29 protein-coding genes and 1 tRNA gene are annotated in these 24,832 nt (G+C 64.4%); 14 read left to right on the forward strand and 16 right to left on the reverse strand.

Annotated features, from left to right (window positions below; translation table 11 throughout):
• Positions 1-210: 210 nt before the first annotated feature.
• The 6 genes from AWB77_RS11010 to AWB77_RS11035 form a co-directional block, all read right to left on the reverse strand.
• On the reverse strand, positions 211-1,233 hold the full coding sequence (locus tag AWB77_RS11010; protein WP_374728689.1) for an asparaginase: 1,023 nt from the start codon (positions 1,231-1,233) through the stop codon (positions 211-213).
• A complete protein-coding gene (locus AWB77_RS11015) occupies positions 1,234-2,160 on the reverse strand; it encodes a CysB family HTH-type transcriptional regulator (RefSeq protein ID WP_061134492.1) in 927 nt (308 codons plus the stop codon).
• A gap of 24 nt (positions 2,161-2,184) precedes the next feature.
• Positions 2,185-3,261, reverse strand: a complete 1,077-nt coding sequence (locus AWB77_RS11020; RefSeq protein WP_061134493.1) for a sulfate/molybdate ABC transporter ATP-binding protein — start codon at positions 3,259-3,261, stop codon at positions 2,185-2,187.
• Positions 3,262-3,276: 15 nt separating this feature from the next.
• Positions 3,277-4,173: a sulfate ABC transporter permease subunit CysW gene (gene cysW / locus AWB77_RS11025; RefSeq protein ID WP_061134494.1), complete on the reverse strand. Its 897-nt coding sequence runs from the start codon at positions 4,171-4,173 to the stop codon at positions 3,277-3,279.
• The gene (cysT, locus tag AWB77_RS11030) at positions 4,170-5,054 is read right to left on the reverse strand and encodes a sulfate ABC transporter permease subunit CysT (protein ID WP_061134495.1); all 885 of its coding nucleotides are present in this window, start codon (positions 5,052-5,054) and stop codon (positions 4,170-4,172) included. Before cysT ends, cysW begins: the two co-directional genes overlap by 4 nt.
• A gap of 101 nt (positions 5,055-5,155) precedes the next feature.
• Entirely contained in the window at positions 5,156-6,178 is a 1,023-nt protein-coding gene (locus AWB77_RS11035; RefSeq protein ID WP_061134496.1) for a sulfate ABC transporter substrate-binding protein, read from the reverse strand.
• 258 nt (positions 6,179-6,436) lie between these two features.
• Between AWB77_RS11035 and lexA the strand changes: the two genes are divergently transcribed.
• From lexA to AWB77_RS11050, 3 genes are all read left to right on the forward strand, one after another.
• A complete protein-coding gene (lexA, locus tag AWB77_RS11040) occupies positions 6,437-7,114 on the forward strand; it encodes a transcriptional repressor LexA (protein ID WP_061134497.1) in 678 nt (225 codons plus the stop codon).
• A gap of 164 nt (positions 7,115-7,278) precedes the next feature.
• The gene (locus tag AWB77_RS11045) at positions 7,279-7,605 is read left to right on the forward strand and encodes a hypothetical protein (protein WP_061134498.1); all 327 of its coding nucleotides are present in this window, start codon (positions 7,279-7,281) and stop codon (positions 7,603-7,605) included.
• 99 nt (positions 7,606-7,704) lie between these two features.
• Positions 7,705-8,304 carry a DUF2939 domain-containing protein gene (locus AWB77_RS11050; protein ID WP_061134499.1) on the forward strand — a complete coding sequence of 200 codons (600 nt, stop codon included), beginning with the start codon at positions 7,705-7,707 and terminating at the stop codon, positions 8,302-8,304.
• 18 nt (positions 8,305-8,322) lie between these two features.
• Here the strand turns inward: AWB77_RS11050 and AWB77_RS11055 are convergent, their stop codons facing one another.
• A complete protein-coding gene (locus tag AWB77_RS11055) occupies positions 8,323-8,832 on the reverse strand; it encodes a universal stress protein (protein WP_041731023.1) in 510 nt (169 codons plus the stop codon).
• A 315-nt stretch (positions 8,833-9,147) separates the two neighbouring features.
• Here AWB77_RS11055 and nodI point away from each other — a divergent pair, with 315 nt between their 5' ends.
• Both nodI and nodJ read left to right on the forward strand, forming a co-directional pair.
• Positions 9,148-10,110: a nodulation factor ABC transporter ATP-binding protein NodI gene (nodI, locus tag AWB77_RS11060; RefSeq protein WP_061134500.1), complete on the forward strand. Its 963-nt coding sequence runs from the start codon at positions 9,148-9,150 to the stop codon at positions 10,108-10,110.
• A gap of 4 nt (positions 10,111-10,114) precedes the next feature.
• Positions 10,115-10,960 (forward strand): nodulation factor ABC transporter permease subunit NodJ, encoded by an 846-nt coding sequence (gene nodJ / locus AWB77_RS11065; protein ID WP_279616180.1) that lies wholly within the window; start codon positions 10,115-10,117, stop codon positions 10,958-10,960.
• Between the two features lie 40 nt (positions 10,961-11,000).
• Here the strand turns inward: nodJ and gnd are convergent, their stop codons facing one another.
• The 3 genes from gnd to AWB77_RS11080 form a co-directional block, all read right to left on the reverse strand.
• Positions 11,001-11,981 carry a phosphogluconate dehydrogenase (NAD(+)-dependent, decarboxylating) gene (gene gnd / locus AWB77_RS11070; protein WP_061134501.1) on the reverse strand — a complete coding sequence of 327 codons (981 nt, stop codon included), beginning with the start codon at positions 11,979-11,981 and terminating at the stop codon, positions 11,001-11,003.
• Between the two features lie 6 nt (positions 11,982-11,987).
• The gene (gene tkt / locus AWB77_RS11075; RefSeq protein ID WP_061134785.1) at positions 11,988-14,081 is read right to left on the reverse strand and encodes a transketolase; all 2,094 of its coding nucleotides are present in this window, start codon (positions 14,079-14,081) and stop codon (positions 11,988-11,990) included.
• A 293-nt stretch (positions 14,082-14,374) separates the two neighbouring features.
• Positions 14,375-15,427: an NADP(H)-dependent aldo-keto reductase gene (locus AWB77_RS11080; protein WP_061134502.1), complete on the reverse strand. Its 1,053-nt coding sequence runs from the start codon at positions 15,425-15,427 to the stop codon at positions 14,375-14,377.
• Between the two features lie 186 nt (positions 15,428-15,613).
• On the opposite strand from AWB77_RS11080, the gene AWB77_RS11085 reads away from it, so the two are divergent.
• The 5 genes from AWB77_RS11085 (at position 15,614) to AWB77_RS11105 (ending at position 18,665) form a co-directional block, all read left to right on the forward strand.
• Positions 15,614-17,038, forward strand: a complete 1,425-nt coding sequence (locus AWB77_RS11085; RefSeq protein ID WP_061134503.1) for an MFS transporter — start codon at positions 15,614-15,616, stop codon at positions 17,036-17,038.
• Between the two features lie 54 nt (positions 17,039-17,092).
• On the forward strand, positions 17,093-17,290 hold the full coding sequence (locus AWB77_RS11090; RefSeq protein ID WP_061134504.1) for a hypothetical protein: 198 nt from the start codon (positions 17,093-17,095) through the stop codon (positions 17,288-17,290).
• Positions 17,291-17,454: 164 nt separating this feature from the next.
• Entirely contained in the window at positions 17,455-17,844 is a 390-nt protein-coding gene (locus tag AWB77_RS11095; RefSeq protein ID WP_061134505.1) for a hypothetical protein, read from the forward strand.
• Between the two features lie 4 nt (positions 17,845-17,848).
• Positions 17,849-18,187, forward strand: a complete 339-nt coding sequence (locus AWB77_RS11100; protein ID WP_061134506.1) for a hypothetical protein — start codon at positions 17,849-17,851, stop codon at positions 18,185-18,187.
• Positions 18,188-18,203: 16 nt separating this feature from the next.
• The gene (locus tag AWB77_RS11105) at positions 18,204-18,665 is read left to right on the forward strand and encodes a lytic transglycosylase domain-containing protein (protein WP_061134507.1); all 462 of its coding nucleotides are present in this window, start codon (positions 18,204-18,206) and stop codon (positions 18,663-18,665) included.
• An 18-nt stretch (positions 18,666-18,683) separates the two neighbouring features.
• Here AWB77_RS11105 and AWB77_RS11110 read toward each other — a convergent pair whose 3' ends face one another.
• The 4 genes from AWB77_RS11110 to AWB77_RS11125 all read right to left on the reverse strand — a co-directional run bounded on the left by AWB77_RS11110 (position 18,684) and on the right by AWB77_RS11125 (position 20,635).
• Complete coding sequence (locus AWB77_RS11110) at positions 18,684-19,421, reverse strand: SDR family oxidoreductase (RefSeq protein WP_061134786.1); 738 nt, start codon at positions 19,419-19,421, stop codon at positions 18,684-18,686.
• A 153-nt stretch (positions 19,422-19,574) separates the two neighbouring features.
• Positions 19,575-19,778 carry a hypothetical protein gene (locus AWB77_RS11115; RefSeq protein WP_061134787.1) on the reverse strand — a complete coding sequence of 68 codons (204 nt, stop codon included), beginning with the start codon at positions 19,776-19,778 and terminating at the stop codon, positions 19,575-19,577.
• A gap of 127 nt (positions 19,779-19,905) precedes the next feature.
• A complete protein-coding gene (locus AWB77_RS11120; protein WP_082852637.1) occupies positions 19,906-20,301 on the reverse strand; it encodes a DUF5594 family protein in 396 nt (131 codons plus the stop codon).
• Between the two features lie 31 nt (positions 20,302-20,332).
• Complete coding sequence (locus tag AWB77_RS11125; RefSeq protein WP_061134508.1) at positions 20,333-20,635, reverse strand: hypothetical protein; 303 nt, start codon at positions 20,633-20,635, stop codon at positions 20,333-20,335.
• Positions 20,636-20,817: 182 nt separating this feature from the next.
• Here AWB77_RS11125 and dusA point away from each other — a divergent pair, with 182 nt between their 5' ends.
• The 4 genes from dusA to AWB77_RS11145 all read left to right on the forward strand — a co-directional run bounded on the left by dusA (position 20,818) and on the right by AWB77_RS11145 (position 22,918).
• A complete protein-coding gene (dusA, locus tag AWB77_RS11130) occupies positions 20,818-21,822 on the forward strand; it encodes a tRNA dihydrouridine(20/20a) synthase DusA (protein WP_061134789.1) in 1,005 nt (334 codons plus the stop codon).
• A 118-nt stretch (positions 21,823-21,940) separates the two neighbouring features.
• Positions 21,941-22,016: transfer RNA gene (locus AWB77_RS11135), tRNA-His, on the forward strand.
• A 108-nt stretch (positions 22,017-22,124) separates the two neighbouring features.
• Complete coding sequence (locus AWB77_RS11140) at positions 22,125-22,370, forward strand: hypothetical protein (protein ID WP_061134509.1); 246 nt, start codon at positions 22,125-22,127, stop codon at positions 22,368-22,370.
• A gap of 122 nt (positions 22,371-22,492) precedes the next feature.
• Complete coding sequence (locus tag AWB77_RS11145) at positions 22,493-22,918, forward strand: hypothetical protein (protein WP_061134510.1); 426 nt, start codon at positions 22,493-22,495, stop codon at positions 22,916-22,918.
• A 48-nt stretch (positions 22,919-22,966) separates the two neighbouring features.
• Here AWB77_RS11145 and AWB77_RS11150 read toward each other — a convergent pair whose 3' ends face one another.
• Positions 22,967-24,076 carry an enoyl-CoA hydratase/isomerase family protein gene (locus AWB77_RS11150; RefSeq protein WP_061134511.1) on the reverse strand — a complete coding sequence of 370 codons (1,110 nt, stop codon included), beginning with the start codon at positions 24,074-24,076 and terminating at the stop codon, positions 22,967-22,969.
• A complete protein-coding gene (locus AWB77_RS11155) occupies positions 24,073-24,783 on the reverse strand; it encodes a TetR/AcrR family transcriptional regulator (RefSeq protein WP_061134512.1) in 711 nt (236 codons plus the stop codon). Before AWB77_RS11155 ends, AWB77_RS11150 begins: the two co-directional genes overlap by 4 nt.
• Positions 24,784-24,832 lie beyond the last annotated feature (49 nt).

Genomic DNA, 24,832 nt, shown 5'->3' on the forward strand with positions numbered 1-24,832 from the left:
AGACCGTGCGCGATCCAAGCCCGGTTTGGCCTTCGAGGGCACTCTTTAGGCGAGGGCCACGGAGGACGAGAGAACTACCCAACGTGCGTATGACCGCGGGCGTAACAGAAGCTGCTTTCTTTGCTTACTTTCTTTGCAGCCGCAAAGAAAGTGAGTGCCGCCCCGCACAGGGGCAGTGCTAATAGACCAATAACAAATCAAGATTCCACATCAATAAACATCAAAAACCCGCTGCAGATCGCTCACTTCAGCAGCGAGCGCGAGCATCAACAACACGCGGGCCTTATAAGGATTCAAACTTCCCGCACTGACCGTCCCCAACGCATCGTCATTCGCGGCGCCGTTACGCATCACATGCCCCGAACCCACCCGCGACGCCCGCACGACCGCAACCCCTCGTTTCACCGCATCGACGAGCGCCTGCGTAAGCCCAGCATGCATCGACCCATTGCCCGTACCCGCCACCACAATCCCTTTCACCCCCGCCGCGACGAGCGCATCGACCGTCACCCGAGACGCATCCGCATAGCTCGTGACGATCTCGACCATCGGCCATTGCTCGGACAAAGCGAACTCGCTCGACGCCGTATGCGGCCGCAAAGCAATACGCTGAAACTCGACGCGTCCATCCTGCACGAAGCCGAGCACGCCCGTTTCAGGCGAACGGAACGCATCGACGGCATAGGTGCTCGTCTTGGTGACATCGCGCGCGCAGTGAATCTGGTTGTTGAACGCGACGAGCACGCCCTTGCCCGCCGCATCCTTCGACGCCGCAACCGTCACCGCGTTGAGCAGATTGAGCGGGCCATCGGCGGAAAGCGCGGTCGACGGGCGCATCGCCGCCGTCAGCACGACAGGCTTCGTGCTCTTCACCGTGAGATGCAGCAGATACGCGGTTTCTTCAAGCGTATCGGTGCCGTGCGTGACGACGACGCCATCGATATCGTCCCGCACGAGCAATGCATCGATGCGCCTGCCGAGCGTCGTCCACAGCGCGGCGCTCATGTCCTTGCTGTCGATGCTCGCTATCTGTTCCGCGTGGATTCGCGCGACGGAGCCGAGCGCCGGCACGGCATCGAGCAGCTTGTCGACGCCGACGACGCCCGCCCTGTAGCCCGCCGTCTTCGATGCATCGCCCGCCGATCCGGCGATGGTGCCGCCCGTTGCCAGCACCGCGATACGAGGTAGAGAGGATGTATTCATGCCGGCGATTGTAAAACAGCCGGCACGAATTCAAGCCGCTTCGCGAAGCTGCGCGGCGATCTGCGCCTCGTCGAGCTGCGGCGCGAACATCTCGATCAACCGGTACGCATACGCCCGCAGGAACGCGCCCTTTCGCAGGCCGACGCGCGTGGTGCTCGCTTCGAACAGATGCTGCGTATCGAGCGCGACGAGCTCGGTATCGCGTTTCGCGTCGTACGCCATCGCCGCGACGATGCCGATGCCCATGCCCAGTTCCACATACGTCTTGATGACGTCGGCGTCGATTGCAGTCAGCACGATGTCGGGAATCGCGCCCGCGCTCGCAAACGCCTGATCGACGTGCGAGCGGCCTGTAAAGTCGTTGTCATACGTGACGATCGGATATTCGGCGATCTGCTCCAGCGTGATGTTCTCGCGGCCGACGAGCGGATGATCCTTCGGCACGACGACCGTGTGATGCCACGAATAGCATGGAAACGTGACGATGTCCGGATAACGGTCGAGCGCTTCGGTCGAAATGCCGATATCCGCTTCGCCGTTGATGATCATCTGCGCGATCTGCTGCGGGCTGCCCTGGCGCAGCGCGAGATGCACCTTCGGATACACCTCGGTGAACCGGCGAATGACCTTCGGCAGCGCGTAACGGGCCTGCGTGTGCGTCGTCGCGACGACGAGATGGCCGTTGTCCTGATCCGCGAACTGGCGCGCGACGCGTCGCAGATTCTCCGCATCGAGCAACATCCGCTCGATCAGCTGATGCACTTCCTTGCCCGGCTCCGTGAGTCCCGTCAGACGCTTGCCGCGGCGTATGAAGATATCGACGCCGAGCTCGTCCTCGAGATCCTTGATCTGCTTCGACACGCCCGACTGCGACGTGTAGAGCACATTGGCGACCTCAGTCAGATTCATGTTCTGACGCACGGCTTCGCGCACGAAGCGCAGTTGCTGGAAGTTCATTTCATCCTCTCTGTTCTTATGGTGTCATTGCGCGGGAAAGACGCGCAGCGCGCGCGGCACGGCCGTCACGCCATCGCCGACATCGAGCCTGAGCGCGCGCCACGCCTCGCGATCCAGTTCCGCCTCGATCACGCCGCCCGCGCGGCCTTCGAGTTCCACACGCACCGAGCCGCCGAGCGTCACGACGCGCCGCACATCGACCACGATGCCGTCGCGATGCGTGCCATCGGCGGCATTGGCGGCATTCGCGGGATAGAGCGCTAGATCGTGCGGCCGCACATACGCAAGCGCGCGACCGCTGAAATGCGCCTCTGCCGCGATCGGGCTCGTGGCGCCATCGGCGATAAAGCCGTTCGCGTTCACTTCGCCCTGCAGCCGGTTCGCCGCGCCGAGAAACTCGTAGACGAACGACGTCTGCGGATGATCGTACACGTCCTGCGGGCTGCCGACCTGCTCCACGCGCCCATGATTCATCACGACGATGCGATCGGCCACTTCGAGCGCCTCTTCCTGGTCATGCGTGACGAAGAGTGTCGAGATATGCAGGTCGTCGTGCAGGCGGCGCAGCCAGCTACGCAGTTCCTTGCGCACCTTGGCATCGAGCGCGCCGAACGGCTCGTCGAGCAGCAGCACTTTCGGTTCGACAGCAAGCGCGCGCGCAAGCGCAATGCGCTGCCGCTGCCCGCCCGAAAGCTCCGACGGAAAACGCTCCGCGAGCCAATCAAGTTGGACGAGCTTCAGCAGCTCATGCACCTTCTCGCGGATTTTCGCTTCGCTCGGGCGTTCGCGGCGCGGCTTCACGCGCAGGCCGAACGCCACGTTCTCGAACACCGTCATGTGCCGGAACAGCGCGTAATGCTGGAACACGAAGCCGACTTGCCGCTCGCGCGCGCCGACTTCCGCGACGTCTTCGCCATGCAGCACGACTTGCCCCGCGTCGGCGAATTCGAGGCCCGCGATCACGCGCAGGAGCGTGGTCTTGCCGCAGCCCGACGGCCCGAGCAGCGCGACGAGCTCGCCCGCGGGAAAGTCGAGCGAGACGTTGTCGAGCGCGGTGAAATCGCCGAAGCGCTTTTGCAGATTGCGAACGATGATGCTCATGTTTGTGTCGGCCTCTTAATTCTGTGCGGTAGCTTTGGCAACGGTCAGCGCCTGCGTCATGCGCCGCTCCGCGAGGAGCTTCAGCGCAAGCGTGACGAGCGCGAGCAGCGCGAGCAGCGACGCCACCGCGAACGCAGCCGAAAAGTTGTATTCGTTGTAGAGAATCTCGACGTGCAGCGGCATCGTGTCGGTCTGTCCGCGGATATGTCCCGATACCACCGATACCGCACCGAACTCGCCCATCGCGCGCGCGTTGCAAAGGATCACGCCGTAGAGCAGGCCCCACTTCACGTTGGGCAGCGTCACGCGCCGGAAGATCTGCCAGCCCGATGCGCCAAGCACGTGCGCCGCTTCCTCTTCGTCGTTGCCTTGCGCCTGCATCAGCGGAATCAGTTCGCGCGCGACGAACGGAAACGTGACGAAGATCGTCGCGAGCACGATGCCCGGCACCGCGAAAATGATCTGCACGTCGTGCGCGGCGAGCCACGGTCCGAACCAGCCTTGCGCGCCGAACATCAGCACATAGACGAGACCGGAAATGACCGGCGAGACCGAGAACGGCAAGTCGATGAGCGTCGTCAGAAGCGCCTTGCCGCGAAACTCGAACTTGGCGATTGCCCACGACGCGGCCAGCCCGAAGACCACGTTCAGCGGCACGGCAATCGCGGCGGTGATGAGCGTGAGCTTGATGGCGGACCACGCGTCCGGGTCCTTGAGCGACTCGAAGTAATAGTCGACGCCTTTCGCGAACGCCTGCACGAACACGGCGACGAGCGGCACGACGAGAAAGAACGCCAGAAACGCGAGCGCGATGCCAGTCAGCAGCCAGCGCACGGCGCGCGGCTCGGTGACGGGATTGAGACCGTGCGCGTCGCGCGGTGTCGTCGTCTGCAATGGAAGCACCTTGCTCATGCCGTTTCTCCCGCCGCCAGCGAGACGTTGACCGGCACCGCGCCCGTCTTGCTCGTGCGGCGCTGCAACCACCATTGCAACGTGTTGATCAACAGAAGCATCAGGAACGACACGCACAGCATCACGACGGCGAGCGCGGTCGCGCCGGCGTAGTCGTATTGTTCGAGCTTCGTGATGATGAGCAGCGACGTGATTTCGGATTTCATCGGCACATTGCCCGCGATGAAAATCACCGAGCCGTATTCGCCGAGCGCACGCGCGAACGCGAGCGCGAAGCCCGTCAGCAGCGCCGGAAAGAGCGACGGCAGCACGACGCGGCGAAACGTGAGCCAGCGCGTAGCGCCCAGGCACGCGGCCGCTTCTTCCTGCTCGCGCTCGAAGTCTTCGAGCACCGGCTGCACCGTGCGCACGACGAACGGCAAGCCGATGAACGTCAGCGCGACGAGCACGCCGAGCGGCGTGAACGCGACCTTGATGCCGAGCGGAGCGAGATATTGCCCGATCCATCCGTTGCCCGCATAGACGGCGGCAAGCGAGATGCCGGCCACCGAGGTCGGCAGCGCGAACGGCAGATCGACGATCGCATCGACGATGCGCTTGAACGGGAACGTGTAGCGCACGAGCACCCACGCGACGAGAAAGCCGAACACCGCGTTGATGAGCGCGCCGCCGAGCGCCGCGCTGAACGTCAGCCGATACGACGCGAGCACGCGCGGCGACGTGACCGCGCGCACGAACTGCGCCCAGTCGAGCGTCGCCGTTTTTGCGAAGGTCGCGGCAAGCGGAATCAGCACCACGAGGCTCAGATAAGCCACCGTGATGCCGAGCGTCAGGCCGAACCCGGGCAGCGCGCTCGGTTTCCTGAATGTGAGAGTCGTCATCCTAGAGTCATCCTTGAGTCATCCTGTTTGCGCGCGGGGTGGCGCGCGTTGCTGCTTCGGCGCGCGGCGTCTTGAACGCGCCGCGTCGCCGGCCGACACGCCTATTGCGGCTGATAGATCGAATCGAATACGCCGCCATCGGCGAAGTGCGTCTTCTGCGCTTTCGTCCAGCCGCCGAACGTATCGTCGATGGTATAGAGCTTCAGCTTCGGGAACTGCTTCGTGAGCTCGGCGGGCACCTTGTCCGAGCGCGGCCGATAGAAGTTGCGCGCGGCGATCTGCTGCCCTTCGTCGCTGTACAGGTACTTCAGATACGCCTCGGCGAGCTTGCGCGTGCCGTGCTTGTCGACGACCTTGTCGACCACCGCGACCGGCGGCTCGGCCAGAATGCTCACCGACGGCACCACGATCTCGAACTTGTCCGGACCGAACTCCTTCAGCGACAGGAACGCCTCGTTTTCCCACGCGATCAGCACGTCGCCCTGGCCGCGCTGCACGAAGCTCGTCGTCGCGCCGCGCGCGCCGGAATCGAGCACGCCGGCATTCTTGTAGAGCTTCGTCACGAAATCCTTCGCGGTCTGCTCGTTGCCGCCCGGCTTGTGCTGCGCATACGCCCACGCCGCAAGATAGTTCCAGCGCGCGCCGCCCGAAGTCTTCGGATTCGGCGTGACGATCGACACGCCCGGCTTCGCCAGATCGTCCCAGTCCTTGATGTGCTTCGGATTGCCCTTTCGCACGAGAAACACGATCGTCGACGTGTACGGTGATGCGTTGTCCGGCAAGCGCTTCTGCCAGTCCGCGCCGACGAGCCCCTTGCCCGCGAGCGCGTCGATATCGTAAGCAAGCGCGAGCGTGACGACGTCGGCCTGGAGTCCATCGATGACCGCGCGCGCCTGACCGCCCGAGCCGCCGTGTGACTGCTTGAAGGTCACGGATTCGCCGGTGTCGGCCTTCCACTTTTTCGCGAACGCCTGATTGAAGTCCTGATACAGCTCGCGCGTCGGATCGTACGAAACGTTCAGGAACGACGTGTCGGCGTGCGTCGGCGCCGTCATGATCAGCCCCGCAGCGCCCAATGCAGCCGCCGCGAAAAGCCGTCGTAATCCCGTGTTGATGCTATGCATTCCCCGTTCTCCGTCTTATCGAATTGACGGAATCAGTCTATCGAGGCGCCTATATGATTAGAAATAATCGTTCCTCACTTTTTTATACGAAAAACTGCTAAGAACGTTATTCCTGAGCGGAAAAAGGCCGCACGGGCATCGAACGCCTGCGCCAAGGCCCCACGCGGACGAACTTAAAGTAAAGCTTGAAAAGCGCGGAATACTGTATAAAAATACAGTTACCTGTCCATTCATACAGTGCACCGGGGGCCCGAGCCAGTGACCAAGACAACGAAACTTACCGCGCGGCAGCAGCAGGTGTTCGAGCTTATCCAGCGCGCGATCGAACGCACCGGCTTTCCGCCGACGCGCGCCGAAATCGCCGCGGAACTCGGCTTCAGTTCGGCCAATTCCGCCGAGGAACACCTTCGGGCGCTGGCGCGCAAGGGTGTGATCGAACTGGCAGCGGGTTCGTCGCGCGGCATCCGGCTGCTCGGCGATGCATCGCGCATCGATCGATCGGAGGAACTGCCGCATCAGTTCACGCTGCCGCATCAAAGCATCATGCAACTGTCGCTGCCGCTCGTTGGCCGCGTCGCGGCGGGCAGTCCCATACTTGCGCAAGAGCACATCTCGCAGCACTACGCATGCGATCCCGCGCTCTTTTCCAGCAAGCCGGACTATCTGTTGAAGGTGCGCGGCCTGTCCATGCGCGATGCCGGCATTCTCGACGGCGATCTGCTCGCCGTGCAAAAGCGCACCGAAGCGAAAGACGGACAGATCGTGGTCGCGCGTCTGGGCGACGACGTCACGGTCAAACGCTGGAAACGCCGGTCGGACGGCGTGGAACTCATCGCCGAGAATCCGGATTACGAGAACATCTTCGTGCGCTCGGGCAGCAGCGATTTCGCGCTGGAAGGCATCGCAGTCGGATTGATCCGCTCGGGCGAGTTCTGAGTTTCGAACCGTTCCTTTGGCAACGGGACAGGAAATGTCTCATTGACAACGCAAGATAGCCTCACCAACCGCTTTTGACGCCAGTCCGGCGTCTCAAACATTACAAGCATGTCGGCCGCCGTCCGCGGTGAGCCGCGGTGCGTCCTATCGTCTGGAGAGTCATCATGGAACGTTTTGCCCGTCTGCTGCCCTTCCGTCAATTCGGCCGCCTGCGCCATCTGCGCACGCTGATCGCGTGCGGCATGCCGCGCGCCGAAACCACGCCCGATCTCTTTAACGAAATGCCCGCGCTGCCGTCGCGTCAGCCCGCGTTTGCGCGCGTTTCGCTCAACAACGCCGTGCACGCGGAGCCGGAACAGCGCGCGCCGGTGCGCGTGTATCGCGGACAATCGCGCGTGATTCTGGTCGGCAAGATCGATGAAGTGTCGCGCATGATCGACCGTTGCATCGCCGAGGAGAATGCCGGGCTCGCGGGCGGAATCCTTGCCTGACACGAGCGAACTACATGCGGAACGTGAATTCGCGGGATATAAGCGGCGTGCGCGCGGTCAATTCCTTAGTCACGTTCTGCACGAAGGCTTGGCCGTCGCATGATCCGTACTAGCCGCACTACCCGCATTACCCGCGCTGTCGTTGCCGCGCTCGTCGTCCTGGTTCTGCTTGCGGCGCTCGGATTCATTTATGCGTCGCCTTACATCGCGCTCGATCGCGTAAAGCGTGCCGCCGATGCGCGCGATGCGCAGACAGTCAACCAGTACGTCGATTTTCCCGCGCTGCGTGCAAGTCTCAAGGAACAGATCGCGGCACTGCTCACGCGCCGCGTCGATATTCAGAAAAGCGGCAATCCGCTCGCGATCATCGGCGCGATGATCGGCGCGGCGCTCGTCGGTCCGCTGGTGGACTCGTATGCGACACCGGACGGCGTCGCGGCCATTCTGAACGGCATCCCGCCGCGCGGCGAGCCGGGCGAACGTCCGCCGCCGCAGGCTGGCGACGCCGCGCCCGCTTCCAGCGTCATGGCAGGACCGCCGCCGCCTAAGGAACCGCCGCAGACCACGGCGGGTTATCGCAGTCTCAACACGTTCGTCGTCACGTATCGGCACGGCGCCGGCGATGCGCGTTACTCCGCGATCTTTCACCGCGACGGGCTCGTGTCGTGGAAGCTCGTCGCGGTCGATCTCAACGGCTGACGCGCAAAGCGTCCGCGCTCAAGCGCCCGCTTCTGCCTTGACCGGCTTGGCCGCGTAAGCCGCTTCGTCCTCGGCTTCGGCGGATTCGCCCGCCTGACACACGGCAACCAGAATGCTGCACTTCACGCGGTCGAGCAGCGGCGTGTTGCCCGCGCCCATCCACCAGCGCGCAAGTCCGCTGCGGCAGCGATGCCCGACCACGACGAGATCGACCTGAAGGCTTTCGGCGAGCGCCGCGATCTCGTCGATCGGATGGCCGAACGCGAAATGCCCCTGTGCCTGAAGTCCGCGCTCGCGCAGCCATTCGACGCCCTCTTGCAGGATGTCGCGCGCGGCCTCTTCGAAGCGTCCGCAGGCCATGTCGGTCAGCAGTCCGGCGCTCTGCGCGATGCTCGATCGCATGTCGACGACCGCGAGCACGTGCGTCTCCGCGTTCAGGTCGAGCGCGAGATTGGCGCCCTGACGCAGCGCCTTGCGACCCTCTCTGGAGCCGTCGTAGCACAGCAGGATTTTCCGGTAGCTTTCCATCTTGACCTCCCTGGCCGACTTGCCGATGAGCGCGACGTGCCCGCGGCGTGGTTTCATCATCGTGCGTCGCTTTCCGGTTGGCAACGCTGGAAAACGCCTAGCGGCGCGAACACGTTAGCTCGCACCGTGCCAGAACCGTAAAAACACCGGCGGACAAGCCTCTGGCACTTTCGGCCGGAACCGGTTCGATGCCCGCCGCACAGATTTGACACGCTCGCGCCGCGTGCGGTTGCACGCCAGGCGCCGCCTTGGTGCAATGGATTACACTAGCCCGCTGACTTCTCCCCATGCGGTTTTCCCTTGCGGCACGAATGCATGACTGATCGAACACAGCAACAAGACACTGCACGCGACGCCGATCGAAACGGCGCGCCCGCCATCGAGTTCAGCGAAGTAAGGAAGCACTACGGCGAGCGCACGGTCGTCGACGGACTATCGTTCGATGTGCGGCCCGGCGAATGCTTCGGACTGCTGGGACCGAACGGCGCGGGCAAGACGACGACGCTCAAGATGCTGCTCGGCATCACGTCGCCCGACAGCGGCGCGATCCGTCTCGTCGGCGAACCGGTACCCGCGCGTGCCCGTTTCGCGCGCGAGCGCGTGGGCGTCGTGCCGCAGTTCGACAATCTCGATCCCGATTTCACCGTCCGCGAAAATCTCACCGTGTTCGGCCGTTACTTCGGTCTGACGGGCGCGCGCATGGATGCGCTCGTGCCGTCGCTGCTCGAATTCGCGCGTCTGGAAAACAAGGCCGATGCGCGTGTCGGCGAATTGTCGGGCGGCATGAAGCGGCGGCTTACGCTTGCGCGCGCGCTCGTCAACGATCCAGATGTGCTCGTGATGGACGAACCGACTACCGGACTCGACCCGCAGGCGCGACACCTGATCTGGGAGCGCCTGCGCTCGCTGCTTGCGCGCGGCAAGACGATCCTGCTGACGACGCACTTCATGGAAGAAGCCGAGCGTCTGTGCGATCGCCTGTGCGTGATCGAGGAAGGCCGCAAGATCGCCGAAGGACGGCCGCGCGATCTGATCGGGGAAGTGATCGGCTCGGACGTGATCGAAATCTACGGCCCCGATCCGCAAGCGCTCGCCGCCGAACTCGCGCCGCTCGTCGCGCGCATGGAAGTGAGCGGCGAGACGCTCTTTTGCTACGTCGACGATCCGCAGCCGGTGCATGCGCGCGTGAAGGGCCGCGCCGACGTGCGCTATCTGCATCGTCCGGCGAATCTCGAAGATGTTTTCCTGCGTCTCACGGGACGTGAGATGGTGGACTGAAACAATGGATACGCTCGAACGATCCCGCATCGACAAGCAACGCGCAACGAAGCCCGAGGCCAGCGTCACGCCGCTGTCGAGCGCGCTGCCCGCGAACGCCACGCACTGGATGTCGGTGTGGCGGCGCAACTATCTCGTCTGGAAGAAGCTCGCCATCGCGTCGATGATCGGCAATCTCGCCGATCCGATGATCTATCTCTTCGGGCTCGGCCTGGGTCTCGGGCTGATGGTCGGGCATGTCGACGGCGTGTCGTATATCGCGTTTCTCGCGGCGGGCACGGCGGCGTCGAGCGTGATGATGTCCGCGAGCTTCGAGTCGATGTATTCGGGGTTCTCGCGCATGCACGTGCAGCGCACGTGGGAAGCGATCATGCATACGCCGCTCACGCTCGGCGACATCGTGCTGGGCGAGATCGTCTGGGCCGCGAGCAAGTCGGTGCTGTCGGGCGTGGCGATCATGATCGTCGCGGGCGCGCTCGGTTATGCGAGCTTTCCGTCGATGCTCACCGCCTTGCCGGTCATCGTGCTGACGGGTCTTGCCTTCGCAAGCACGGCGATGGTCGTCACCGCGCTCGCGCCGAGCTACGACTTCTTCATGTTTTATCAGACGCTCGCGCTCACGCCGATGCTCCTGCTCTCCGGCGTGTTCTTTCCGATCGCGCAATTGCCCTCGATCGCGCAGCACGTCACGCAGGTTTTGCCGCTTTATCACGCGGTCGAACTGATCCGCCCGGCGATGCTCGGCCGTCCGTTCGACGCCTTCGTGCCGCACGTGCTCGTGCTGCTCGCCTATGCGGTCGTGTCGTTCTTTCTGTGCGCGTGGCTGTTCAGGCGACGCATGATGAAATGAGAAACGGCGATGGCGCGTGAAGCTCCATCGCCGTTCAGCACTACTTCGCCGGAAACTCGTGGTGGCCGCCGAAGCCGAAGCGCATCGCCGACAGCAAGCGTTCCGGGAACGCTTCGGCGTCGCGCGAGCGAAAACGCGTGTATAGCGCCGCCGACAGCACTTGCGCCGGCACCGCTTCCTCGATCGCCGCTTCGATCGTCCAGCGCCCTTCGCCGCTATCCGCGACTTCGGCTGAGTAACGGTCCAGCGAGCCGTCGCCCGCGAGCGCGCCCGCGGTCAGATCGAGCAGCCACGACGAAACCACGCTGCCGCGTCGCCACACTTCCGCGATATCGGCGAGATCGAGCGTATAGCGTTCGTTCTCCGGCAACTCCGTCGAATCCTTGCGCTCGAGCACGTGAAAGCCCTCGGCATACGCCTGCATCAAACCGTATTCGATGCCGTTGTGCACCATCTTCACGAAGTGCCCCGAACCGACCGGACCGCAGTGCATGTAGCCGTTTTCGACGCGCGCATCGCGCCCTTCGCGGCCCGGCGTTGCGGGAATGTCGCCGCGCCCCGGCGCGAGCGTCGCGAGAATCGGATCGATGCGGCGCACGACCGGCTCATCGCCGCCGATCATCATGCAGTAGCCGCGCGTGAGCCCCCACACGCCGCCCGACGTGCCGACATCGACGTAATGGATGCCCTGCTCGCGCAACTGCGCCGCGCGCCGGATATCGTCCTTGTAGAAGCTGTTGCCGCCGTCGATGATCACGTCGTCCGCGCCGAGGATCTTGTGCAGATCGTTGAGCGTGTCCTCGGTGATTTTCCCCGCCGGCAGCATCAGCCAGACGACGCGCGGCGCGGCGAGTTTCGCGACGAGATCGCCGAGATCCTTCGCGCCCGTCGCGCCTTCGCTCGCGAGCGCCTCGGTCGCTTGCGGATTGTGGTCGTACACGACGCACGTATGCCCGCCGCGCATCAGACGCCGCCCGATGTTGCCGCCCATGCGCCCCAGTCCCACGATGCCGATCTGCATGATGATTCACTCCTTCCCGTTGGATTTCACGCGTTCGATCTGCTTCTTCGCGGCTTCATAGACCGCTTCCGGCGTGAAGCCGAACTTCGTCTTGAGCGCCTTGAGCGGCGCCGATGCGCCGAACGTGTGCATCACGATCTGCGATCCGAGCCGGCCGACGTAGCGATCCCAGCCGAGCGTCGCGGCCTGCTCGACACACACGCGCGCATGCACGTCCGGCGGCAGCACCGATTCCTTGTACGCGAGGTCCTGCTTCTCGAAGATGTCCCATGACGGCATCGACACGACGCGCGCAGCGATGCCTTCGCTCGTCAGCTTCTCGTACGCCTCGACGCACAACGACACTTCGCTGCCCGTCGCGAGCAGAAGCACTTCGGGCTTCTTGCCGCCTTCGGTATCGGCGAGCACATAGGCGCCGCGCTTCACGCCATCGGCCGAACCGAATTTCTTGCGATCGAACGTCGGCAGCGGCTGGCGCGTGAGCACGATGCACGACGGCTCCTTCGGATGCGACAGCGCGACGCGCCAGGCCTCCGCGACTTCGTTCGCATCGGCGGGCCGCAGCGTGCAAAGGCCCGGCACGCCGCGCAGCGACGCAAGCTGCTCGATCGGCTGATGCGTCGGGCCGTCCTCGCCCACGCCGATCGAATCGTGCGTGAACACGTAGATCACCGGCACTTCCATGATCGCGGAGAGGCGGATCGGCGGCTTCATGTAGTCGCTGAAGATCAGGAATGTCGAACCGTACGGACGCAGCCCCGACAGCGCAAGCCCGTTGCAGACCGCGCCCATGCCGTGCTCGCGGATGCCGAAGTGCAGATTGCGTCCGCCGTAGCTGTCGTGCTCGAAGCTGCCGGCGCCTTCGAACTTGAGATTCGTCTTCGTCGATGGCGACAGATCCGCCGCCCCGCCGAGCAGCCACGGCAGGCGCGGCGCGATCGCGTTGAGCACCTTGCCCGACGAATCGCGCGTGGCGATGCCTTTCGCGTCCGGCTCGAAAGTCGGGATGTCGGCGTCCCAGTCGTCGGGCAGCTTGCCTTCCAGCATCCGCCACGCTTCTTTCGCGAGTTCGGGATTGGCCTTCTCGTAGGCGTCGAAACGCTGCTTCCACTCGGCGTGCGCCTTCTTGCCACGCGCGCCCATGCCGTCGGCGAAGTGCTGCATGACGCCGTCCGGCACGTAGAACTGCTTGTCCTCGGGCCAGCCGTAGAACTTCTTCGCGAGCTTCACTTCTTCCTCGCCGAGGGCCTCGCCGTGCGCGCTCGCCGTGTTCTGCTTGTTCGGCGCGCCCCAGCCGATGATGCTCTTCACCACGATGAGCGTCGGCTTGTCCGTGTGCGACTTGGCCTGATTGATGGCGGCCTCGAGGGCGGCCGCGTCGTTGGCGTCGTCGACGTGCAGCGTGTGCCAGTTGTAGCCGTGAAAGCGCGCTTCGACGTCGTCGCTATAGGCGAGATCCGTATGGCCTTCGATCGTGATCGTGTTGCTGTCGTAGATCCAGATGAGGTTCGACAGCTTCAGATGCCCCGCGAGCGATGCCGCTTCGTGCGACACGCCCTCCATCATGTCGCCGTCGCCGCACAGCGCGTAGACGCGGTAATCGAAGATCGTGTCGCTGCCCTTGTTGAAGTGCGCTTCCTTCCAGCGCGCGGCCATCGCCATGCCGACGCTGTTGCCGAGACCCTGGCCGAGCGGCCCGGTCGTCGTCTCGACGCCCGTCGTCATGCGGTATTCCGGATGGCCGGGCGTCTTGCTGTCGAGCTGGCGGAACTGCTTGATGTCGTCGATCGACACTGCGGGCTTGCCGGTCGGCTTGCCATCGCCGTCGAACTCCTTCACGCCGGCGAGATGCAGCAGCGAGTACAGCAGCATCGACGCGTGCCCGACCGACAGCACGAAGCGGTCGCGATTCGGCCATAGCGGTGCGTCGGGATCGTAACGGAGATGGTTCTGCCAGAGATGGAAGGCGACGGGCGCGAGCGCCATCGGCGTGCCGGGGTGGCCGGAATTGGCCGCCTGCACGGCATCCATCGATAGCGTGCGGATGGTGTCGATCGTCAGGCGATCGAGATCTTGTGCTTTCGGTGTTGCTTCAGACATGAGCGACGACTCCTTTGCGAAGAGCGCGCTGTGGCGAAAGGCGCCGCAGCGGGCAACCAGGACCATCGAGCAAGTGTAGTGCCTTGCGAGAAGCACCGCACCGCGAATGACACGTGGAGCGCGCCGCGAATCCCGCTTGGGGCGAGACTCGGGCGGCGTTACGGCAGAGTACGGGCCGAAACTTAGCCCGGCGTTACGAAGCGATAGCCGACAGAAACGCGAACGTCAATGCTGACACAATCGCGGCGAAGACATGCAATTCTGCGCCAAACGGTTGAGCTGCCTAGCAAAACTCAGGGCGCGGGATTCGGCTGGCGCTCGTGCAGCGCGTCGATCTCGGCCAGAATTTCGTCCGACAGTTCGATATTCACGCTCTCGATGTTCTCCTTCAATTGCGCCATCGAGGTCGCGCCGATCAGCGTGCTCGTCGTAAATGGCCGCGTGTTGACGAAGGCGAGCGCGAGTTGCGTCGGCGTAAGTCCGTGGCGCTTCGCCAGTTCGACGTACGACGTGATCGCCGCGACCGACTGCGGCTTGCTGTAGCGCTGAAAGCGCTCGAACAAGGTGATGCGCGCGCCGGCCGGACGCGCCCCGCCTTCGTACTTGCCCGAGAGCCAGCCGAACGCGAGCGGCGAATACGCGAGCAGCCCGACGCCTTCCTTGTGCGTGAACTCCGACAACCCGAGTTCATACGTGCGATTCACGAGACTGTACGGATTCTGAATGCTGACGATCTTCGGGAGCCCCGCTTTTTCGGCCGCGCGCAGGAATCGGGCGACGCCCCACGGCGTTTCGTTCGACACGCCCACATGACGGATCTTGCCCGCCTTCACGACTTCCGCGAGGGCGGCGAGCGTTTCCTCGATCGGAACCGTGTATTCGTCGTCGATATACGGATAGTTCGAGCGGCCGAAAGTCATCGTGCTGCGGTCCGGCCAGTGCAGCTGATACAGATCGACGTAATCGGTCTGCAGGCGCTTCAGGCTGCCGTCGATGGCTTCGTTCAGGTTCTTGCGATCGAACTGATTGCCAGCGCCCCGGATATGCCGCGGATTGTGGGGCTGGCGCGCGGGGCCGGCGATCTTCGTCGCGAGCACGATATCGGCGCGCTTCGATCGATTCTTCGCGAGCCACGTGCCGATGTATTGCTCCGTGAGGCCCTGGGTCTCGGGGCGCGGCGGCACCGGGTACATTTCGGCGGCATCGATCAGATTCACGCCCTGAGCCAGCGCGTAAGCGATCTGCTCGTGCGCTTCGCTTTCGGTGTTCTGCTCGCCCCAGGTCATGGTGCCAAGCCCGATCAGGCTGACGTCGACACCCGAATCACCCAGTTTCCGAAACTTCATTTCTCATTCCTCTTGGTGGCGTGTTGTTTGCGCTTCGTGTTTGCGCGTTGTCGGCACATCGTAGGCGCGTTGTCGGGCAAGGCGTCTCGCGGGTTTGCCGGCAAGCGCAAAACCTACCATAGCCGCGAAAGGTCTGCTCCCGCGGCTAGAATGGCAGGCTTCAAGAAACGCAGGAGCGCGTAACCGATGCCGTCCGCAAGCGATCGCGAGAACAAGGGCTCGCCGCTCATCGTCATGCTCGTCGCCGCGACTTTCTTCATGGAGAACCTCGACGGCACGATCATCGCGACCGCGCTGCCGCAGATGGCGCGCTCGTTCGGCGTGCATCCCGCCGACATGAGTCTCGGCATCACGGCGTATCTGCTCACGCTCGCGGTCTTCATTCCGATTTCCGGCTGGGCCGCCGACCGCTTCGGGCTGCGCACCGTGTTCGCAAGCGCGATCGCGGTGTTCACCGCCGCGTCCGTGCTGTGCGCGACGACTTCGACGCTGCACGCGTTCGCCGCGGCGCGCGTGCTGCAAGGCATCGGCGGCGCGATGATGGTGCCGGTCGGACGGCTTGCCGTTCTACGCGCGACGCCCAAGGAAGGCTTGATGCGCGCCATCGCGATCATCACGTGGCCCGGCCTCGTCGCGCCGGTGATCGGCCCGCCGCTCGGCGGCTTCATCACGACGTATTCGTCGTGGCGCTGGATCTTCTATCTCAATGTTCCGCTCGGTTTGATCGGCTTGCTGCTCACGCTGCGCTATATCGGCAACGCGCGCGAGGACGCGACGCGCCGTTTCGATCTGGCGGGTTTCGCGCTGTGCGGAACCGCGTGCACGACGCTGCTTTACGCGATGGAGCTGATCGGCCGCAGCGACGTGGACTGGCGCTTCGTCGGCGTGCTGGTCGCGGTGGGCGTAGTGGCGGGCATCGCGTCGTACCGGCATCTGCGGCGCGCGGCGCAGCCGGTGGTGGATCTGTCGGCGCTGAAGGTAAAGACGTTTGCCGTGGCGATGGGCGGCGGCTCGCTCTTTCGCATCGCGATCAGCGCGGCGCCGTTCCTTTTGCCGCTGATGTTTCAGGTCGGCTTCGGCATGAACGCGTTCGAATCGGGCCTGCTTACGCTCGCCGTCTTTGCGGGCAATCTGTCGATGAAACTGGTCACCACGCCCGTGATGCGCATGTTCGGCTTCCGTCCCGTGCTGATCGTCAACGGCGTGCTCGCGGCGCTTTCGCTCGCTGCGATGAGCCTGCTCACGCCATCGACGCCGACGCTCGTGATCGTCGCCGTGTTGTTCGCGAGCGGCTTGTCGCGTTCGCTGCAGTTCACGGCGCTCAACACGCTATCGTTCGCCGACGTGCCGAAGACACAGATGAGCGGTGCGTCGGCGCTATCGAGCACGCTGTTCCAGATGACGATGGGCATCGGCGTGGCGGCCGGCGCGATCGCGCTGCGCATCGGCGAGTGGGTGCACGGCCACGATGCGCATTCGATCGGGCCGGAGGATTTCGGCGTCGCGTTTCTGATCGTGGCGTTGATCGGGCTCGTCGGCGTGGCCGATCTGTTCGGGCTCGCGAAGGACGCCGGGGCGGTCGTGTCGGGGCATCGGAAGCCGAAGGCGTGAAGGTTTTATGACGCGGGGGCTCAAGCCTGCGCCGCCCCTGCCGTAATCCGCGATATGAACTCGCACACGATCGACGCCCTCGCCGCCCTGACCGAAACGGTCGCCGTCATCCGCCACGCACGCGGCCTGAAAAATCCCCATGACTTTCCCGAAGGTACGCACGAGCGGCAAGTTGCCGCCGACGCCTTCGCCGACGATTTCCTGCGCGCACTCGACGCCGCGCCGAGCATCGGCGCGTGGTGGCCGATGTGAGCGGCTCGAACCCCGGCACTCTTTACCTGCACCCGCGCGACATGCTTCCTCGATTCGGTAACTTCTGAGTCAAGTCTTCTTATTTGCTGAAACGTTTGCGCGCGGCTATCAAGTCGCACGCACGCGCGCCGACAACTCGGATATCGCCATGACCCAATCAGGAGATGCCAGTGAAGTGGGCAGCGTCACTTTTTGCCATCGCCGTCGCAGTCGCCGCGACGGGCTGCGCGCCGATTCCGGCCGCGAATACGGCGCAGATCGAGAAACCGTCGGCGCCTGTCGACATCATCCGCTTTGAGATTCCCGCTGACGCGCTCGGCGCGCGCGACGGGCAACTCACCGCGATCCTCGTAAAGGCAGGCGCGCTCGCCGCCGCTCAAAAGCAGCCGACGACCATCCTCGTCACCGCGCTCGCGCAGGACTTTCCGTATCTCAACCAGGCGATCTGGAAAGGCGTTCCCGCGAAACACGCGGTCAAGCTCAGCCTCGAGAACCTGACCGCCGGCGCGCGACAGCCGTACAGCGTGGTCATCAAACCAACGCAGGGAGGTTGACCCGATGCGCCCATTCCTTATACTGGCCGCCCTGGTGGTGTCGACGAACGCCGCCGCCGGTCCGCTCGACGTGAGCGCGCCCGCGTCCGCACAAACGCTCGCGGCGCTCGGTCCGGCCGGTCAGAAGGTCTATCCGCCGTTGCCGACGCTCGCGATGCTGCCGCCGTCCATCGGCGACGAAGACGATGCGCCCGTGAAACCATCCGCGAAAAAAGGCAGGAAAGCGCGCCGCGTCGTCGATTGCAAATGCAACGGGCCGGAGCCGCGCCTCGTCGTCTCCGACGAATCGCGCGCGTATATGAAGGATGTCGAGCGCAGTATCGACGTCGCGCTCGCGCCCTGACCGAAGGAGCCAGTTCATGTCCCGTCCGATTCACGCGGCACTCGCCGCGTGCGTGCTGCTTGCCGCATCGCTCGCGCCTCACGCCGCGCGCGCCGACGATTGCTTCGAGCAAGCTGCCGCCTATCAGGGCGTCAATCCGCTCGTGCTGCGCGCGGTCGCGTGGCGCGAATCCAAAGGCGACGCCGCCGCGGTCAACCGCAACGCCAACGGCTCGATCGATATCGGCCAGTTGCAGATCAACTCGATTCACTTCTCCGATCTGGCGCGTCAGGGCATTCCGCATCGCGCGCTCGCCGATCCGTGCGTCAACGTGTTCGTCGCCGCGTGGCTCCTGAAGCAGAAGATGGTGAAGTACGGCAACACGTGGCGCGCGATCGGCGCGTATCACTCGGAATCGCCGAAACATCGCGATGCCTACGCGCGCAGCATTCAGCAAATTCTCGTCGGCTGGGGCGAGCTGCAACCCGTGATGCGGTGAGCGCGCCCCGGCTGCCGGTCAAAGCTGGCTCATGCCGCCGTCGATGATGATCTCCGTGCCGACGATGAAGCCCGATTCCGGCGATGCGAGATGCAGCACCGTCGCCGCGACTTCGCTCGACTTGCCGAAGCGTCCGAGCGGAATCTGGCTTTGAAGTTGCGCGGCGGCATCGTCGACGAGGCCGAGCTTGCCGTGCAGCGGCGTCGACACCGGACCGGGACTCACGACGTTCACGCGAGCGCCGCGCGGCAGCAATTCCGCCGACAAGGTCTTCGCGAGCGACACGAGCGCCGCCTTGCTCGCAGCGTAGACCGACGACATCGGCATGCCGATATGCGCGTTGATCGATCCGTTCAGCACGATCGATGCGCCTTCGTTGAGCAAGGGCACGAGCGACTGGATCTGGAAGTACGGCCCTTTCACGTTGATCGCGAAGGTTTCGTCCCAGGCTTTTTCGTCGATGTCGGTGAACGGCGCGAAGGTGCCGACGCCCGCGTTGACGAAGATCGCGTCGAGCCGGACGTTCGCATCGGCGAGCGTCTGCGCGAGTTCGCGCGCCGCGCCGACCGTGCCCGCCACGTTGCGGATCGCGATCGCGTTCGCGCCGAGCGTCTCGCGCGCCGTTGCGAGCGCGCTTTCGTCGCGGCCCGTGATGACGACGCGCGCGCCTTCCGCCGCAAATGCCTGTGCTGCCGCGAGACCGATGCCGCTATTGCCGCCGGTAACCAGAACCGTCTTGCCTTCGAAGCGCTTCATGACGTTCTCCTTGTGAACGTTGATCAGTGTGAAGCCATTATGGGCGGGCATGTGCCGGTTGCCGTACGACAAGATCGGCGCACATGTTCGATATCGTCGAACATGTGCGCCGATCGTCGAGCGTAGCGTTTCTGGACAGCCGCAGGCGCTTCGTCAGCGGTCGTTCGACATCCCTTTCAGGCGATCGTTGCCGGCATCGCGGGCCGCGTCGGCGGTGGAGAAGTTTTCTTCGGAAACGAGCGCGCGTTTGACTTCTCGCGCCGCGAAATCGACGAGCGTGATGACCCACACGAAGCCGCCCGCCTGTTCCGCCGTCTGCACGAATGCGCGCAGATCGCCTTCTTTCGACGATGCCATATCGACCTCCTCGTTCATGTTGATGCGCCCTGCCGGTGGCGCGTCACGCATAAGCACGTATGCATGTCACCGGCGATGCGATGTGTCGGCTGAACGGGCGCTAACGGGCGGCAGCCGGCCGCCGTGATCAGGCTTCGAAGTCGAGACCGCCGAAGAGCACCGATGGTTCGGCTTGCGAGCGCGTCTCGAGATCGACATCGCGCGCGCCTTGCCAGGCGTCGAGCTTGGCGCCGAGCGCGTCGAGATAGCGCAGGAAGCGCGCGTCGCCGCCGGGCGCCATGAGCCGCTCGATTTCTTCGTCGTCCCACGTCAGAAATACATTCAGCGGATACGGATAGCCGCGCCGATGGCCGTCGTCGTCGTGCGGCGCACGCTCGGCGCTCACGTTCAGGCGCGTCGGCATGCGCGGGCTTTCATAAGGGAGGATGGCGACGCGCACGCCATGATCGACGACGCGCGCCACGCGCTCGACGATGCGCGGCATGAATTCGCTCTCGAACCGCAGCGCGACTTGCCGATTCAATGCATGTCTCCGGCGATCGTACGCACCGTGTTCAGACGGCCGGCAAGTCTTCGAGCGATTTCTCGATCTGACCGTCCTGCACGCGCGCCTCGATGCCGATGTGTCCGTTCGCATACGGTAGCGCGCTGACTTTCGGTCCGAGAAAAGTGCGGCCGCCGAGCGTGAAGAGCGTGCGGACTTCCTTGCCGCTCTTGATGGCTTCCACGACCTGCTGGACATCCACGATGGTGGTGGGCGCGGCCCACGCGTTCGTGGTTTGATCGAAACTGCCCCAGCGCACGCTGGTCACGCGGTCGTTGACCCAGCGCACACCGTCGATCGCCAAAGTAGCCATATGTGCCTCCGATGTCGTCGTTCGGGGTGGTCCGGAAATCCTAGCATGGTGAGGCGAACGTGGCGCGAGTTTGGGCCGGAAGAAAGGATCGAGCGGCGCGACCGAACCGCCGCACTGCGGTAAAATCGCGGATTCCCCTTGAGATTCAAGCGGTTCGCATGAAGATGCGGCCGCGATCGCCCATGTCAGCCGTTTCGAACATCAGCCCCCGCCGCGTCTCCGTCGCTCCGATGATGGATTGGACCGACCGCCACTGCCGCTCCTTGCACCGGCTCGTGTCGCGTCATACGTGGCTCTACACGGAAATGGTGACGACGGGCGCGCTGCTCTACGGCGATGTCGCGCGGCATCTCGCGTTCACGCCCGCCGAAGCGCCGGTCGCGCTGCAACTCGGGGGCAGCGAGCCCGCCGATCTCGCGAAGTGCGCGAAGCTCGGCGAGCAATGGGGCTACGACGAAATCAACCTGAATTGCGGATGCCCGTCCGAGCGCGTGCAGCGCGGCGCATTCGGCGCATGCCTGATGAAGGAGCCTCAACTCGTCGCGGATTGCGTCAAGGCGATGCGCGACGCGGTGTCCGTTCCGGTGACGGTCAAGCATCGCATCGGCGTCGATACGGTGGAAGAGTATGAGTTCGTGCGCGATTTCGTCGGCACGATCGCCGATGCGGGCTGCGAGGTGTTCATCGTGCATGCGCGCAATGCGATTCTCAAGGGCTTGAGCCCCAAGGAGAACCGCGAGATTCCGCCGCTCAAGTACGAGTACGCGTATCGGCTGAAACGCGATTTCCCGCATCTGGAAATTTCGATCAACGGCGGCATCAAGACGCTGGACGAAGTCGAAGAACATCTGAAGCATGTCGACGGCGTGATGCTCGGCCGCGAGGCTTATCACAATCCTTACGTGCTCGCCGGGGTCGATACGCGCTTCTACGGCGCGGATACGCCGATGCCTTCGCGCGAGGACATCGAGGCGGGCCTGATCGACTACGCGCGTCACGAGCTTGCCCGCGGCACGTATCTCGGCGCGGTGACGCGGCATGCGCTCGGGCTGTATCGCGGGGTCGCGGGCGCGCGAGGATGGCGTCGCGTGTTGTCCGACAATCGTCGTCTCGCCACAGGCGATCTCACGATTTTCGATGAAGCGCGCGCGCATCTTCGCGAGGCGGTGGAAGCGATCGAATCCTGACGCGCGTCATGCGGAAAAAGATGCTCAAAGGGACTAGGCAAGTGCAATCGTTGTTCGTATAATCTCGCTTCTTGATTGCTACGGCGGTTTTGAAGCAGTCGGGATCGCGGTAACAGTGGTGGCTGTAGCTCAGTTGGTAGAGTCCAGGATTGTGATTCCTGTCGTCGTGGGTTCGAGTCCCATCAGCCACCCCACCGAGAATTCAAGCAAAAGCCCGGTCGAATGACCGGGCTTTTTGCGTTTCGGGCTTGCTCGGGCACGGGCCGTGCACGTCGAGAGTCTCCTCATCGCGGAGACTCGCCATGTTCGCCCATCACCTCGCGATAGCCGCCCTCCTCCTGACCACGTCCCTTGCGGCGCAAGCCCAGACCCCGCGCCCCGACGACAACGCGTCGATGGTCAAGCCGCCAGGCGCGCCCGGCGCGCCTTCCGCGAGCGCCACGCGCCCCGACAACCCCGACAACATGCCCGTGAAGCGTCCGAATCCGCCGCCGAACAGCGATCGCATGCTGCATCACAGCCCGGCGAGCGACGCCATCGCAAAATAGCGCGCAACAATATCCCGCAACGGCCCCGCATCCGGCTTGGAAGCGCGCGCGACGCCACTATAATGGCGCTCGTCTCGATAATTTGAGAGAACCGCGCCTCAGGGTTCCAAGCGGTCTAGCCAATGCAAAAAGTCATTCTGCCGTTCGTTTCCGGTTTTCTCGCCGCACTCTTCTTTCGCGAATCGACCCTGGCGCTGCTCCACGCAGCGGGCATCGTCGATCCGGCGGGTTTCTCGACCGCACCGTTTCTTCCGCTCGGCATTCCCGAATTCATCGCCAACGCATTGTGGAGTTCGATCTTCGGCGTGCTGATGGCGTGGCTGCTGCGCGTCGCGCCCGATCACAGCGCGCCTTGGATCGGGGCGCTGGTTTTCGGCGGCATCGTGTTGACGGCCGTGGGCGTGTTCATCATCGATCCGGCGCGCGGCATCTGGCCGAGCGGCAACATGCTGCCGCGCCTCGCGCCGAACTTAGTCGCCAATGCGATCTGGGGCTGGGGTGCGCTCGTCTTCATGCGCGCGTTCATGGCCGGCAGCGAGCCGCGCTGAGCCGCCACGAGAAACGAGGCGGCCGCAGGCGCCGCCTGTCTCGCGACTTCAGTCCTTCAAGAGCCGCAGCGGATGCGCCGCGGACGTCCACGCGCTTTCGAACATGCGGTCGACATCGGCGGCGCTCACGTCTTCGGCGCGCGTGATCTTCCAGCGCGGCTCGTTGTCCTTGTCGACGATTCGCGCGCGAATGCCCTCCAGCACATCGCCCCGTTCGAACACCGTGCGCGTCAGATCGAGATCGCGGCGCAGCGTTTCGGCCATCGTCGAGAACTTGGCGCGGTCGACTTGCTGCAGGGCTACATCGACGGAAAGCGGCGAGCGCTCGCGTAGCTCGGCGGCCGTGCGCTTCGCCCAGTCGTTGCCGATGTCCGCCTCGCGCTCGAGCGACGCCAGAATCGACGCGCCGTTGCCCGCCGCGAAGTGCTTGTCGATCAGCGTGCGCGCGGCCGCGAGCTCGCCCTTCTCGGGAATCGGCGCGACCTTGTACTTCGTCGTTTCGTTTTGCACGAAGCGCACGATCTCGACGCCATCGAGAAACCGCTGATGACGCAGCGATTCGATGAGGCCCGGCAGCGCGCCATCGTCGAGATAGGCGTCGGCCATGCGCGCGTAAAGCGCATCGGCGGCGGACAGGCTCGCGCCCGTTGCCGCGAGATAGCGACCGATCGCGCCCGGCGTGCGCGCGAGGAACCAGCTCACGCCGACGTCGGGAAAGAGACCGATGCGTGTCTCGGGCATCGCCATCTTGGTCGATTGCGTGACGATGCGCAGGCCGCCCGTGTGATGCGCGCCCTGCGAAATGCCCATGCCGCCGCCCATCACGACGCCGTTGACGACCGCGACGTACGGCTTCGGGAACGTGAAGATCGCGTGGTTGAGCTTGTATTCGTCGGTGAAGAACGCGTCGATTGCCGCGCGGTCGCCCGACTGTGCGGACTCGTACAGGAAGCGGATATCGCCGCCCGCGCAAAACGCGCGCACGTGCGGACTGTAGACGACGACGGCGCGGATCGCCTGATCGTGGCGCCACGCGCGCAACGCCTCGCTGATCGCGCGCAGCATCGGCGGGGTCAACGCATTGAGTGCCTTCGGACGATCGAGCGCAATGAAGCCGATGCCGTTGGCGGTGTCGATACGGATGTCTTCGGTGGTCATCGTGTTGAAGTGTCGGGTCGATTCGCTGAGCTGAATCGAGGTTCGGTTCGGTTGGCCGGCGCGAACCACGCATCGAGCGACAATTCGACGAGCGTCGCGGCCGGCGTCTCGGGCAACGCCGCGCCATTGAGCTTCAGCGCGACGATGCCATGCAGATTCGCCCACAGCCCTTCCGCGCACGCGAGCGGCGCGGCGCGAGCCGGCAAGCGGTCGGCCGCGCGCAATTCGACGAACGCGTCCGCGATCATCGACAGCGTCGCCGCGCCGGGTTCCGCCGCATGCGCGTCGCCGTTGCCGGGCGCATCGCCGGGCGAGCCGGCACGCGCTTCGCTGGACGGCCCGGCGGAAGCTGCGAGCTCCATGAACATCAGCCGATACGTCTCGGGCTCGGCCAGCCCGAATTCGACATACGCGCGCCCCATCGCGTTCAGACGCGCGGCCGGATCCGCAATCGACGTGTGCGCGAGAAACGCGTCACGCAGACTCGCATGCCCTTGCACGCGCAACGCCCGGGCAATATCGCCACGGCTCTTGAAATGAAGATAGAGCGCCGCCGGTGAATAGTCGATCGCCTCGGCCAGCTTTCTCATCGACAGCGATGCGAACCCTTCGCGCCGCACGATCTCGCGCGAGACTTCGAGTATGCGCTCGCGCAGCGCCTCACGCTGCTCGCGCCGTTGCTCGGTGCGCCGCTCTTGCGAAGCCATGCGAGGCATTGTCGGCACCGCCTCTTTCGAAGTCAAATCGCGGCGCGCC

This window comes from Caballeronia fortuita, assembly GCF_001544835.2.
Classification (GTDB): domain Bacteria; phylum Pseudomonadota; class Gammaproteobacteria; order Burkholderiales; family Burkholderiaceae; genus Caballeronia; species Caballeronia fortuita.